This window comes from Mycobacterium sp. pR1184, assembly GCF_041287235.1.
Lineage (GTDB): Bacteria > Actinomycetota > Actinomycetes > Mycobacteriales > Mycobacteriaceae > Mycobacterium.
Window position 1 is genome coordinate 41454 of sequence record NZ_JBGGKR010000014.1, and the last position, 12542, is coordinate 53995.

Below are 12542 nucleotides of genomic sequence, written 5' to 3' on the forward strand. Positions count from 1 at the left end.
AGGGCTGCACGGCCTCAAGCCCTGCGGCGGTGCAGCAGCGAGCGGCGGGGTCCGTGGATGGTCACCGAGCCGCACACCACCCGCCCGGTCAGCACCACATGCGGCCGGCCCTCGCCGGGTGCATCCTTGCGGCGGTCGCGAGCACTGCCTCCGTAGACCTCGACGTCGTCGATCGAGGCGCTGGCGCCGTCGGGCAGCCAGATGTCGACTGAGCCGAACCGTACGTCGAGCTCGATGACCACCACCGGGCCGGCGAAGCGCGCCTTGGTGAGCTCGAGTTTGACCGAACCGAGCCGCCGTACCAGCGCCAACCGGGTGGGCACCGTCCATTCGCCGTGCCGGCGCAGCGAGCCGGCCCAGCCCCGCAGCTCGACTCGATCGGCCGCCGAGGTGACGATCGCACCCGGCCCGGGCAGGTCACCGACCAGGCCGTCCAGCTCGCCCTGGGTGCGCGCGTAGGACACCCGCGACGAGCGCTGCTCGAATTCGTCGATATCGATCAGGCCGAGCGCAACCGCATTGTGCAGTCGTCGCATCGTGCCGTTGCGGTCCGCATCGGAGACACGCAGCGTCACCATGTCCCCGCCGCTATCCGTCATGCCCGCAATTTACGCCGTTACGGGTTCCCAGGCCGACAGCTCTCAGGTCAGATAGCCCGGCGGCAGCGACTCGAACATGAATTTGGTCATCCGGACCGCCCATTCCGAGCTGCCGCCCCCGACGATCAGCGCCGCGAAGGCCAGATCGCCGCGGTACCCGGCGAACCACGAGTGTGACCCGCCCGGGAACTCGGCCTCACCGGTCTTCCCGTAGATCTCACCGCAGCCGTTGATCTCCTTGGCGGTCCCATTGGTCACCACCAGCCGCATCATCGGGCGCAGCGCGTCGATCATCTTCGGGCTGATCGGGGTGCTGTCACCCTCAACCGTCGTCGGACGGCCCGCAATCAATTGCGGCACAGGGGTTTTCCCAGCAGCGACGGTGGCCGCCACCAGCGCCATGCCGAACGGGCTGGCCAGCACCCGGCCCTGGCCGAAGCCGTCCTCGGTGCGCTCGGCCAGGTCGACCGTCGGCGGCACCGACCCGGTGACGGTGGTGATGCCATCGACGGTGTAGTCGAGCCCGATCCCGTATTCGGCGGCCGTCTGCGTCAGGCCCCGCGGCGGCAACTTGCTGCTCAACTCGGCGAACGTGGTGTTGCACGAACTGGCGAAGGCGCGCGACATCGACACCACGCCGAGGTCGAAGCCGCCGTAGTTGGGGACCGTGCGGTGTCCGATGTCGAGATGGCCGGGGCAGCCGACCATTGAGTTGGGCGTGGCCATGTCGCGGTCCACGGCGGCGCCGGCGGTGATCATCTTGAACGTCGACCCCGGCGGGAACAGGCCGTTGGTGGCGGGCAGCCCATCGGCGTCGGCCCCGCCGTTCTGGGCGATCGCGAGGATCTCCCCCGTCGACGGCTTGATCGCGACGATCATCGCCTTGCCACCCTTGTTGTCCACCGCGCGCTGGGCGGCGTTCTGCACGACCCGATCCAAGGTGATCGACACCGACGGGGCCGGCGCTCCCTCGACCTCGTGCAGCACCGCGACGTCGACGTTGTTCTGGTTGACGCTGACCACCCGCCAGCCCGCCTGGCCGTCGAGTTGGTCGATCACGGCCTTCTTGACCTCGCTGATGACGGCGGGCGCGAAATGCGGGTCGGTCGGCAGCATGTCGGCTTGGGGGGTGACCACGATCCCGGGCAGGTGGCCGAGCAGCGGAAACACCTTGTCGTTGTCGGCGGGAAGCAGCGTGACGCCCAGGTCCACCTGGTTGGGTGTCGAGCTGGCCCGCTCGGCGAGCAACTGCGGGTCGGTCAGCGTGTCGTTGAACGGCCGCAGCACGTCGACGATCGAGTGGGTGGTGAAGCTCAGCGACTGCGGCGGGCCGGCCTTGGTGGCATCCAGCGTGTAGTGGTAGCGGTAGCCCGGCGCCAGCACATCGCTGCCGCCCAGTTCGTTCACCGAGGCGCGCCGCGGCGCATCGGCGCGCAACGCGAACGTCTGGTGCTCACCCAGCTTGGGGTGCAGCCCGTTGGGCGCCCAGCGGACCTCCCAGCGGCCCTCGTCGCGGGCCATCTTCAGCTGGCCGTCATAGGTCCACACCCGGTTCTTCGGCAGGTGCCAGCTGAACCGATAGCTGACCGTGCCGGTGTCCTCGGCGTACTTCGAGCCGAGGATCTGCGCGTCCAAATGGGTGGCCTGCAGCCCGGCCCAGGCCGCGTTGAGCGCATCGCGGGCCTCGTTGGGGTTGTCGCTGAGTTGGGCGGCCGTCGCGGTGTCGCCAACGGCCAAGGCGCGGAAGAACTTCTCCGCGGCAGGGCCCGGACCGTCGGGCCGCGGCGTGCATCCCGACAGCGCGGCAGCCGCGACAAGCAACAGGGTCGCCGCCGCCGAAACGACTGATACTGATGAGGTTTTTGTGGCCATCGTTACTGATGTTAAGAACTGAGGCGGGTGCACCGGCGTCGACACACCGAGACCTCACCGTTATGTGCGGATCCGCCCGGCGAGCGTCACGCCAGAGCGACGTTCGACGTCGAGCGTCACGCCAGTGTGACGCTCGCGGACGCGGCCTCAGTCCAACAGGACGGTGGCGAAGGTGCCGACCTCGGCGAAGCCCACCCGGGCGTAAGCGGCGCGGGCCACCTCGTTGAAGTCGTTCACGTACAGGCTGGCGATCCGCCCGCTGCCGACGATCACGGCGGCCAGCATCGCGGTGCCCCGGGCCCCGAGCCCCAGGCCACGCCACTCCGGATGCACCCAGACGCCCTGGATCTGGCCGACCGCGGGCGATTGCGACCCGACCTCGGCCTTGAAGACGACCTGGCCCTGCTCGAACCGGGCCCACGCGCGTCCGGCGGCGATCAGGCTGGCCACCCGGCGGCGGTAGCCGCGACCGCCGTCGCCCAGCCGCGGGTCTATGCCGACCTCGCCGATGAACATGTCGACCGCGGCCACCAGGTAGGCGTCCAGCTCCTCCGGCCGCACCTGACGCACCTCGGGGTCGAGGTCACACATCGGGTGTTTGGCCAGCGCCATCAGCGGTTGGCGTTCGCGCACGTCACGCGCCGGCCCCCAGGCGGTCTCGAGCCGCTCCCACATCGGCAGGACCAGACTCGCCCGCCCGACCAGCGACGAACAGCGCCGCGTCCCGCTCATCGCCTCGTCGGCGAACGCGTTCAGGTCGGCCGGCAGCCCCCGCAGCGGGATCAGGTTGGCACCGGCGAAACACAGCGATTCGTCAGCGCCGCGGCGGGTCCACAGCTCGCCGCCGATCGCGCCGGGGTCGATGCCGTGATCGGCGACGCGCGAGGCCACCATGCACGCCCCGATCGGGTCTTCGTCGAAAACTCGCCACACCGCGGCCGCGTCGCGCACCACGGACACCCGTCTATCGCCAACGAGGCGAAACAGGGGCGGAGCCGACATCTGGCGAACTCTCTGTGGTGCGAACGACAGGACCAGTAAGAGAGAACTGGTCTTATCAGCTTACGGTGACAACCGGCGTCCCGCTGGCTGTTGTGCCAGGACCGTTATCAGCGGCCATGTCCGACGCCAACCGCATCGCCTCTTCGATCAGCGTCTCGACGATCTGAGCTTCGGGAACGGTCTTGATCACCTCACCGCGAACGAAGATCTGCCCCTTGCCATTTCCGGAGGCAACACCCAGATCGGCCTCGCGGGCCTCCCCCGGGCCGTTGACGACGCACCCCATCACCGCGACCCGCAGCGGCACGTCGAGCCCGTCCAGGCCCGCGGACACCGCGTTGGCCAGGGTGTAGACGTCGACCTGCGCGCGGCCACACGACGGGCACGAAACGATCTCCAGCCCGCGCGGGCGCAGGTTCAGCGATTCGAGAATCTGAATGCCGACCTTGACCTCCTCGACCGGTGGCGCCGACAGGGACACCCGGATGGTGTCGCCGATGCCGCGGGACAGCAGCGCGCCGAAGGCCACCGCCGACTTGATCGTGCCCTGGAAGGCCGGCCCGGCCTCGGTCACGCCGAGGTGCAGCGGATAGTCGCATGCCGCGGCCAGCTGCTCGTAGGCGGCGACCATCACGACGGGATCGTTGTGCTTGACGCTGATCTTGATGTCGCCGAAGCCGTGCTCCTCGAACAGCGAGGCCTCCCACAGCGCCGACTCGACCAGCGCCTCCGGGGTGGCCTTGCCGTACTTCTCCATGAATCGCTTGTCCAGCGAGCCGGCGTTGACGCCGATACGGATCGGGATTCCGGCCGCGGCGGCCGCCTTGGCGACCTCACCGACCCGCCCGTCGAACTCCTTGATGTTGCCCGGATTGACCCGCACCGCAGCACATCCGGCGTCGATGGCGGCGAAGATGTACTTCGGCTGGAAGTGGATGTCGGCGATCACCGGGATCTGGCTGTGCCGGGCGATCTCGGCCAGGGCGTCGGCGTCCTCCTGACGCGGGCAGGCCACCCGAACGATGTCGCAGCCCGCGGCGGTCAGCTCGGCGATCTGCTGCAGCGTCGTGTTGACGTCGTGCGTTTTGGTGGTGCACATCGACTGCACCGAAATCGGGGAATCGCTGCCGACCCCCACGTCGCGGACCATCAATTGGCGCGTTTTACGCCGCGGCGCAAGCGTGGGTGCCGGCGCCTCCGGCATGCCCAGGCTGGTCATTGGAACAACCTGATCGGGTTGACCAGATCGGCGGTCACGGTCAGCAGCATGTAACCGACCACGAACACCAGGACCACATAGGTCGCCGGCATCAGCTTGAGGTAGTTGACCGGGGCGGCCGCAACCATGCCGCGCGCGGAGCGGACCAGGTTGCGGATCTTCTCGAACACCGCGACGGCGATGTGGCCGCCGTCGAACGGCAGCAACGGCAACAGGTTGATCGCGCCCAGGATCAGGTTCAGCTGAGCCAGGAAGAACCAGAACGCCACCCACAGGCCGTGGTTGACGGTGTCGCCGCCGATGATGCTGGCCCCGACGACGCTCATCGGCGTCTGCGGGTCGCGCTGCCCGCCGCCGATCGCGTGCACCAGTGCGCCGACCTTGCCGGGGATCGCGACCAGTGCCTTGCCCACCTCGGCCGTCAGGTCGCCGGTGAAGGCGAATGTGGCCGGGATGGCGCCGAGCACGCCGTAGTGCGTGGGCGCCTGTTTGACGCCACCGACGCCCATGGCGCCGACCGTCGCGGGGGCGGGCTTGCCGTCCCCTCCGTTGCCCACGTATCGCTGCGTTTGCGCGATGTCGACGTAGGCGGTGATCGGGGTCCCATTACGTTCGACGACGACCGGGACGGTGCCGTGCAGCTTGCGGATCGCGGCGGCCATGTCGTCGAAGGTGGACACCTTGGTGTCGCCGACCTTGACCACCACGTCGCCGGGGCGGATGCCGGCCAGTGCGGCCGGCCCGGGACCGGTGCACTCGCCGAGTTTGCCCGGCGCGACTTCTGGCGCGATGCAAGCGGTTTCGCCGACGATCGCCTGGGTGGGCGCGTGCAGGTTGGGCAGCCCCCAGATAAGTGCGATCACGTAGATCAGGACCACGCAGATGATGAAGTTCATGCCCGGTCCGGCGAACAGCACCGCGACCCGCTTCCACGTCTTCTGCTTGTACATCGCCCGGTCGGTCTCGTCGGGCGCCAGGTCCTCGACCGGGGTCATCCCGGCGATGTCGCAGAAGCCGCCCAGCGGAACGGCCTTGACGCCGTACTCGGTCTCGCCGCGCCGAGTCGACCACAGCGTGGGGCCGAAGCCGACGAAATAGCGGCGCACCTTCATGCCGGTGGCGCGCGCGACCCACATGTGGCCGCATTCGTGCAGGGCCACCGAGATCAGGATGGCCAGCGCGAACAGCACAATGCCGAGTGCGAACATCATCAGCCGCTAGGACCTTTCTAAGACCATTCCCGAGACTTTGGCGGGGCTTGCAGTTGTGACCGCGCGCTGCGCACGCTCCCGCGCCCAGCGCTGCGCGTCTAGTACCTCATCCACGTTAGCCGGTGTTACGGCCCATTGGTCGGCGGCGCTCAGCACGTCGGCGATTGTTCTGACGATGGTCGGAAAGCTGATGCGGCCGTCCAGGAAGGCCGCGGCGGCCTCCTCGTTGGCGGCGTTGTAGACCGCGGTCATGCAGCCGCCGGTCTCGCCGGCCTGCCGGGCCAGCTCGACGGCCGGGAAAACGTCGCTGTCCAGCGGCTCGAATTCCCAGGTCGACGCGGTGGTGAAGTCACAATGCGCGGCCGCGCCCGGTACCCGCCGCGGCCAGCCCAGCGCCAGCGAGATGGGCAGCTTCATGTCCGGTGGGCTGGCCTGGGCGATGGTCGAGCCGTCGGTGAACGTGACCATTGAATGAACAATCGACTGGGGGTGCACGACGACCTCGATGCGGTCATACGCGACGCCGAACAGCAGGTGGGTTTCGATGAGCTCCAGCCCCTTGTTCACCAGCGACGCCGAGTTCAGCGTGTTCATCGGGCCCATTGACCAGGTCGGATGGGCGCCGGCCTGCTCCGGGGTGACGGCTTCCAGGTCCGCGGCGGCCCAGCCGCGAAACGGTCCGCCCGAGGCGGTCAGCACCAGCTTGGCGACCTCGTCGGGCGCGCCGCCGCGCAGACACTGGGCCAGCGCGGAGTGTTCGGAATCCACCGGCACGATCTGCCCGGGTCGCGCCGCCGCCACGACCAGTGGTCCGCCGGCGATCAGCGATTCCTTGTTGGCCAGCGCCAGTCGGGCGCCCGAGTGCAGCGCCGCCAGCGTCGGCCGCAGGCCCAACGCGCCGACCAGGGCATTGAGCACGACGTCGGCCTCGGTTTCCTCGACCAGCCGGGTGACCGCATCCGGGCCGTGAAACGTGACGTCGCCCAGGGTGGCGGCGGCCCGCTCGTCGGCGACGGCGATATTGGTCACACCGGTCTCGGCGCGCTGGCGGGCCAAGGTGTCTGGGTTGGACCCGCCCGCCGCCAGCCCGACCACCTCGAAGCGGTCCGGGTTGGCGGCGATGACTGCCAGCGCCTGGGTGCCGATGGAGCCGGTGCTGCCCAGCACGAGCACGCGGATCGGGCCGTCGGCCGGCGCTTCGGTCCTCGGGGAACTCACTCACTCATTGTGCCGCCGGGGGCCGTCGCGGGCCATGGCGGCTTGAGGGTGCGCTCACGACGGCGAGTCCGCGTCATAGCCGTCCGATGTCAGACCCATCCGTCAAACGCGACCGTGTACATGATCGGCACGGTGCTGATGCCGCCGAGTCAGTAACCTTCAGGCGCACGGGATGGCTAGGCAGCCGAGGTGGTGGGCTGTCTAGCCATTCTCATGTTTACCCATGGCTGATTTGCGGTCGCGATCAATCCAACACTTGATCGGCTCCGAATGACTGATGCCGGGACTTCAGCCACACGGGGTGAAGGCTCCCGGCCTATGAAGGGAGCGAATCGCATGAATGCATACAGGAAAATGGCGGCAGCCAGCTTCGCTGCCGCAGGAATCGTCAGCCTCGGAGTCGCGGTGTCTCCGAGCGCCGGCGCCGCTGATTTGGTGGGTCCGGGATGCACGGATTACGCGGCCGCCCACCCCAGCGGACCCGCCTCGGTGGAAGGGATGTCCCAGGCTCCCGTCGCCGTAGCGGCGTCCAACAACCCGATGCTGACCACCCTGACTTCGGCGCTTTCGGGCCAGCTCAATCCGCAGGTGAATCTGGTGGACACCCTGAACAACGGCCAGTACACGGTGTTCGCGCCGACGGACGCCGCGTTCAGCAAGCTGCCGGAGTCCACCATCGGCCAGCTGAAGACGAACGCGGCGCTGCTGAAGAGCATCCTGACCTACCACGTGGTACAGGGTCAGCTGAGTCCGGCGAAAGTCGGCGGCAGCCACGTCACACTGCAGGGCGCCAGTGTGACGGTGACCGGCCAGGGAAACGACCTCAAAGTCAACAATGCGAGCGTGGTCTGCGGCGGGGTGCCGACCGCGAACGCGACGGTGTATCTGATCGACACCGTGCTGATGCCGCCGTCGTAAGGGAGTAGCAATCGGGGTGGTGGCCCGCCGGCTGCGGTCGGTGGGCCACCACCCCGCGCCTTAGAAAGGCTGCGGCGCGGCGGGTATGCCAGAATCTGTGATCAGAAGACGATCCGATCCGAAGGGAATCGCCGTGGCCAGTACCGAGGTGGAGCACTACAACGGCGTCGACCCGGCCGAGGTGCCATCCGCCGCGTGGGGATGGAGCAAGATCAACATCCGCACCTGGCACGGCGTCGGCATCTTCGGCGTTATCTTCTTGCTGGCGATGCTGCGCGGTAACCACGTCGGCCACGTCGAGGACAACTTCCTGGTCGGTTTCGCGCTGCTGGCTCTGTTCATCCTGATCCGCGACATGTGGGGCCGCCGGCGGGGCTGGATCCGCTAGCCGCTGCGTGCCGCGCTCGCCGGTGCCAGGCGCTCGCCAGCGCGGCGCCCACCAGCGCCACCAACGCCAGCAGCCACGGCCACACGCCGTGCTGGTGTACCCAGCCGGCCAGCACGCCCTGTAACCGGCCGGCGCCGAGAATCACCGCATCCCGGGGATCGGCCGCGGCGTTCAACAGCCGCGACTCGTAGAGACCGTAGTAGCCGACGTACAGCCCGACCAGCACCAGCAGCGCGCCGCCGATCCGGTTGACGAACGGCAGGATGCGCCGCAGCCGATCGGCCAGCGCCGAGCTCGCGGTCGCGGCGGCAACGGCGAGCACGCCGACGACCAGCGTCAGGCCGGCGACGTAGGCCAGATAGATCGACACGCCCGTGACGACCGACCCGCTGCGCAGGCCCGCGGCGGTGACCGCCAGAAACGGCCCGATCGTGCAAGACAGCGAGGCGATCGCGTAACTGATGCCGTAGCCGTACATGCCCGCCAGTCGCGTCGGAGCCCACCGCGGCCCCAGCGCGCGGGGCGTCAGCGCGGTCAGCTCCCGGCCCGAGAGCAGCCAAATGCCAAGGGCGACAAGCACAATGCCGATCACGACCGTCGCGTAGGGCAGGTAGCGCTGCACCGTGGTGGCAGCCGAGATGGTCAGCGCGCCGAACAACCCGAACACCGTCAGGAAGCCGAGCGCCATGCCGGCGGTGGCGGCCAGCGCACGTCCCACTCCGCCCACCGGACTTGGGCGTTGACCCTCGCGCTGACCGCGCACCACCAGCAGCAGGTAGGCGGGCAGCATCGCGAACCCGCACGGGTTCACCGCGGCCACCAACCCGGCGGCGAATGCCAGACCGACGAGGCCCTGGTTCACTTCAGCGCGGCCACCCGGTTGGCCAGTTCCTGCTGGGGCATCGCCGAGGTCGGGTTGTTGACGAACGTCGAGCTGCCGTCCGCCCGGTAGAACACGTACGCCGGCTGCCAGGGCACGTTGTAGCGGGCCCAGATGGAGCTGTCGGCGTCGTTGAGGTTGGTGAAGTTCAGGCCGTATTTGGAGACGAAGGCCTGATCCGCGCCGGGGTCGGAGTGCCCCGCGATGCCGACGAAGGTGACACCGGGATTGGCGGCCGCGACCTGGGCCACTCCGGGAGCTTCGGCGTTGCAGAACGGGCAGAACGGCGCCCAGAACCACAGCACCGCCGGTTTCCCCTGCAGGCTGGCGCCGTTGAACGGCGCCCCGCTCAGCGTCGTTCCGGTGAACTGCAGCCGGTCGTCGGCAGCCTGCGCCCGCGGTGCGCCGGCCGATAGCAGGACCGCCGCGACAAGGCCCGTCGCGACGGCCGCGGCAAACATCTTGTAGCGCGAGAAAAAGCGAATCGTCATGCCAACCCCCTTTGCTGGACTGCTACTTCACAACACGGACTAGGGTCGTGCCCGGTTCAGCGCGCCACTAACCCTGTTCGAAGGCAAGTTGTCCGCATGCCGCACTGATTTCGCGGCCGCGGGTGTCGCGGACCGTGCAGGACACGCCTTTCGCCCGGACCCGCCGGACGAACTCGCGCTCCACGTCCTTGGGGCTGGCGTCCCAATCGCTGCCCGGGGTCGGGTTGAGCGGGATCAGGTTCACGTGTGCCAGCGGCCCCAGCGCGCCGTGCAGCCGCTTGCCCAGCAGGTCGGCGCGCCAGGGCTGGTCGTTGATGTCGCGAATCAGCGCATACTCGATCGACACCCGCCGGCCCGTCACGTCGCCGTAGTATCGCGCGGCGTCGAGCGCCTCGCTGATCTTCCACCGGTTGTTGACCGGCACCAGCGTGTCGCGCAGCTCGTCGTCCGGCGCGTGCAGCGACAGCGCCAGTGTCACGCCCAGCCGTTCGTCGGCCAGCCTGCGGATGGCCGGAGCCAGGCCGACCGTCGAGACCGTCACCGAGCGGGCCGAGATGCCGAAGCCGTGCGGCGGCGCCTCGGTGATGCGCCGCACCGCGGCCACCGCCCGCGCGTAGTTGGCCAGCGGCTCCCCCATCCCCATGAACACCACGTTCGACAGCCGGTCACCGAACTCGTCGCGCAACGCCACGGCGGCGGCGCGCACCTGTTCAGTGATCTCGGCGGTCGACAGGTTGCGCGTCAATCCGCCCTGGCCGGTCGCGCAGAACGGACACGCCATGCCGCAACCCGCCTGCGACGAGATGCACACGGTGTTGCGCTGCGGGTAGCGCATCAGCACCGACTCGAAGGTGGTGCCATCGACAGCGCGCCACAACGTCTTTCGCGTCTGGCCCGCGTCGCAGGTGATTTCCCGGGCAACGCTGAGCAGGTTCGGAAACATCGTCTCGGCAATCACGTCGCGCACGGCCGCCGGAAGGTCGGTCATCTGCCGCGGATCGGCGATCAACCGGCCGTAGTACTGATGCGCGAGCTGCTTGGCCCGAAACGCCGGCAAGCCGAGCTCCTCGACGGCCGACGCCCGGCCACCCGCGTCGAGGTCGGCGAGATGCCGCGGCGGCTTCCCCGCCCGCGGCTCTTCGAACACCAATTGTTGGGCCATGCTCTGTCCAGTATCGGCTAGCGGCCTAGGGAACCAAGGTGAGCACGATCCAGGCCGCGACGGCCGACGGCAGCACTCCGTCGAGCCGGTCCATCAACCCGCCGTGGCCGGGCAGCAGCCGGCCCATGTCCTTGATGCCCAGGTCGCGCTTGACCTGCGATTCCACCAGGTCACCGAGCGTGCAGGTGAGCACCAGGACCAGACCCAGCAGCGCGCCGATCCAGGCTGGTTTGCCGGCCAGGAGGGTCGCGGTCAGGATCGCCGCGGAAATCCCGAAGACCAGGGAGCCGGTGAATCCCTCCCAGGACTTCTTCGGGCTGATCGTCGGGACCAGCGGATGCTTGCCGAAGAGCGCCCCGATGGCATATCCACCGGTATCGGAAGCAACGACGGTAACCATCAGGCAGAACACCCGGCCCGCACCGTCGGGGGGATAGACGAGCAGGACGCCGAAGGAGGCGAACAGCGGGACCCAGGCGGCCAGGAAGACGGTGGCCGACGCGTCGCGCAGGTAGTGCGACGACGAGCCGGCCGGTGACGGGCTGCGGCTGGGATCCGGCATGAACAATCGCCAGACATTGCAGACCACCACGGTGGCGGCGAAGCCGGCCAGCGCGCCGGCGGCGTGGTACGGCCAGGTGAGCCAGACGGTGACCTGTCCGCCGATCAGCAACGGGATGACCGCGATGACGTAGCCGGCTTCGCGCAGCCGGCGCACTACCTCGTGGGTGGCAACGAGAATCGCGATCGCGACGATGAGCACCCAAAAGCGCGGAGCGAAAACCAGCGTCGCGACGAGCAGCCCGCCGATCGCCGCACCGACCGCGATCGCCGCGGGCAGGTCGCGGCCCGCCCTCGACGTCTTCTTGGCGGGCTTCTGCAGGGTGCCTTTCACGCCCCGCGCCGGCTCGTGGGGCGGGGTGCCGGTGCCGGCGTCGGAGGTTGCCACTGACTCGGTTGCTGAGCGGCCCCTAGACCTCCAGCAGCTCGCCTTCTTTGTGCTTGACCAGCTCGTCGATCTGGTTGACGTACTGCTGGGTGGTCTTGTCCAGGTCCTTTTCGGCGCGGCCGACCTCATCCTCGCCGGCCTCGCCGTCCTTGCGAATCCGGTGCAGTTCTTCCATCGACTTACGGCGGATGTTGCGCACCGAGACCTTCGCGTCTTCGCCTTTGCCCTTGGCCTGCTTCACCAGCTCGCGGCGGCGTTCCTCGGTCAGCTGCGGTACCGCCACCCGGATCAGGGTGCCGTCGTTGCTGGGGTTCACCCCGAGGTCGGAGTTGCGAATCGCCGTCTCGATCGCGTGCAGCTGGCTGGCCTCGTACGGCTTGATGACGACAAGCCGCGCCTCCGGGACGTTGATGCTGGCCAGCTGGGTGATCGGAGTGGTCGTGCCGTAGTAGTCGATGACGATCCGGGAGAACATGCCCGGATTGGCGCGGCCGGTCCGGATGGTGGACAAGTCGTCACGGGCCACGGCTACGGCCTTTTCCATTTTCTCTTCAGCGTCGAAGAGAGCCTCATCGATCATCTGCGCCACTCCTCTCCCCCGCAAGCGGGTGGTACCCCCACATCGCTGCGTTC

At 68.6% G+C, this 12542-nt stretch carries 13 protein-coding genes; 2 read left to right on the top strand and 11 right to left on the bottom strand.

Features of this window, described 5'->3' with window-relative positions:
* Positions 1–14 precede the first annotated feature (14 nt).
* The 6 genes from ACAG21_RS22270 to dxr form a co-directional block, all read right to left on the bottom strand.
* Positions 15–599, bottom strand: a complete 585-nt coding sequence (locus ACAG21_RS22270) for a DUF1707 domain-containing protein (RefSeq protein ID WP_370498445.1) — start codon at positions 597–599, stop codon at positions 15–17.
* 42 nt (positions 600–641) lie between these two features.
* Complete coding sequence (locus ACAG21_RS22275; protein WP_370498446.1) at positions 642–2471, bottom strand: penicillin-binding transpeptidase domain-containing protein; 1830 nt, start codon at positions 2469–2471, stop codon at positions 642–644.
* A gap of 147 nt (positions 2472–2618) precedes the next feature.
* Positions 2619–3473, bottom strand: coding sequence for a GNAT family N-acetyltransferase (locus ACAG21_RS22280; RefSeq protein ID WP_096286142.1), 855 nt, complete (start codon positions 3471–3473; stop codon positions 2619–2621).
* 55 nt (positions 3474–3528) lie between these two features.
* Entirely contained in the window at positions 3529–4692 is a 1164-nt protein-coding gene (gene ispG, locus ACAG21_RS22285) for a flavodoxin-dependent (E)-4-hydroxy-3-methylbut-2-enyl-diphosphate synthase (RefSeq protein ID WP_370498447.1), read from the bottom strand.
* A complete protein-coding gene (locus tag ACAG21_RS22290) occupies positions 4689–5903 on the bottom strand; it encodes an RIP metalloprotease (protein ID WP_370498448.1) in 1215 nt (404 codons plus the stop codon). The genes ispG and ACAG21_RS22290 overlap by 4 nt, the downstream gene beginning before the upstream one ends.
* 6 nt (positions 5904–5909) lie before the next feature.
* Positions 5910–7121, bottom strand: coding sequence for a 1-deoxy-D-xylulose-5-phosphate reductoisomerase (gene dxr / locus ACAG21_RS22295; RefSeq protein ID WP_370498449.1), 1212 nt, complete (start codon positions 7119–7121; stop codon positions 5910–5912).
* Positions 7122–7457: 336 nt separating this feature from the next.
* Between dxr and ACAG21_RS22300 the strand changes: the two genes are divergently transcribed.
* Both ACAG21_RS22300 and ACAG21_RS22305 read left to right on the top strand, forming a co-directional pair.
* Positions 7458–8039: a fasciclin domain-containing protein gene (locus tag ACAG21_RS22300; protein WP_370498450.1), complete on the top strand. Its 582-nt coding sequence runs from the start codon at positions 7458–7460 to the stop codon at positions 8037–8039.
* Positions 8040–8172: 133 nt separating this feature from the next.
* Positions 8173–8427, top strand: a complete 255-nt coding sequence (locus tag ACAG21_RS22305) for a DUF2631 domain-containing protein (protein ID WP_370498451.1) — start codon at positions 8173–8175, stop codon at positions 8425–8427.
* Here the strand turns inward: ACAG21_RS22305 and ACAG21_RS22310 are convergent.
* The 5 genes from ACAG21_RS22310 to frr form a co-directional block, all read right to left on the bottom strand.
* Positions 8378–9289 (bottom strand): cytochrome c biogenesis CcdA family protein, encoded by a 912-nt coding sequence (locus ACAG21_RS22310; RefSeq protein ID WP_370498452.1) that lies wholly within the window; start codon positions 9287–9289, stop codon positions 8378–8380. The two genes, ACAG21_RS22305 and ACAG21_RS22310, sit on opposite strands and share 50 nt — an antisense overlap.
* On the bottom strand, positions 9286–9798 hold the full coding sequence (locus ACAG21_RS22315) for a protein disulfide oxidoreductase (protein WP_370498453.1): 513 nt from the start codon (positions 9796–9798) through the stop codon (positions 9286–9288). The genes ACAG21_RS22310 and ACAG21_RS22315 overlap by 4 nt, the downstream gene beginning before the upstream one ends.
* Positions 9799–9865: 67 nt before the next feature.
* Positions 9866–10960, bottom strand: coding sequence for a 23S rRNA (adenine(2503)-C(2))-methyltransferase RlmN (rlmN, locus tag ACAG21_RS22320; protein ID WP_370498454.1), 1095 nt, complete (start codon positions 10958–10960; stop codon positions 9866–9868).
* Positions 10961–10985: 25 nt separating this feature from the next.
* Positions 10986–11909: a phosphatidate cytidylyltransferase gene (locus ACAG21_RS22325; protein WP_370498455.1), complete on the bottom strand. Its 924-nt coding sequence runs from the start codon at positions 11907–11909 to the stop codon at positions 10986–10988.
* Between the two features lie 22 nt (positions 11910–11931).
* Entirely contained in the window at positions 11932–12489 is a 558-nt protein-coding gene (gene frr, locus ACAG21_RS22330) for a ribosome recycling factor (RefSeq protein ID WP_370498456.1), read from the bottom strand.
* Between the last annotated feature and the right edge of the window lie 53 nt (positions 12490–12542).

Coding starts and splice junctions, on each gene's coding strand:
- ispG (WP_370498447.1), bottom strand. CDS start 4,692: ATGACCAGCCTGGGCATGCCGGAGGCGCCGGCACCCACGCTTGCGCCG.
- ACAG21_RS22315 (WP_370498453.1), bottom strand. CDS start 9,798: ATGACGATTCGCTTTTTCTCGCGCTACAAGATGTTTGCCGCGGCCGTC.
- rlmN (WP_370498454.1), bottom strand. CDS start 10,960: ATGGCCCAACAATTGGTGTTCGAAGAGCCGCGGGCGGGGAAGCCGCCG.
- ACAG21_RS22280 (WP_096286142.1), bottom strand. CDS start 3,473: ATGTCGGCTCCGCCCCTGTTTCGCCTCGTTGGCGATAGACGGGTGTCC.
- ACAG21_RS22290 (WP_370498448.1), bottom strand. CDS start 5,903: ATGATGTTCGCACTCGGCATTGTGCTGTTCGCGCTGGCCATCCTGATC.
- ACAG21_RS22270 (WP_370498445.1), bottom strand. CDS start 599: ATGACGGATAGCGGCGGGGACATGGTGACGCTGCGTGTCTCCGATGCG.
- ACAG21_RS22300 (WP_370498450.1), top strand. CDS start 7,458: ATGAATGCATACAGGAAAATGGCGGCAGCCAGCTTCGCTGCCGCAGGA.
- ACAG21_RS22275 (WP_370498446.1), bottom strand. CDS start 2,471: ATGGCCACAAAAACCTCATCAGTATCAGTCGTTTCGGCGGCGGCGACC.
- frr (WP_370498456.1), bottom strand. CDS start 12,489: ATGATCGATGAGGCTCTCTTCGACGCTGAAGAGAAAATGGAAAAGGCC.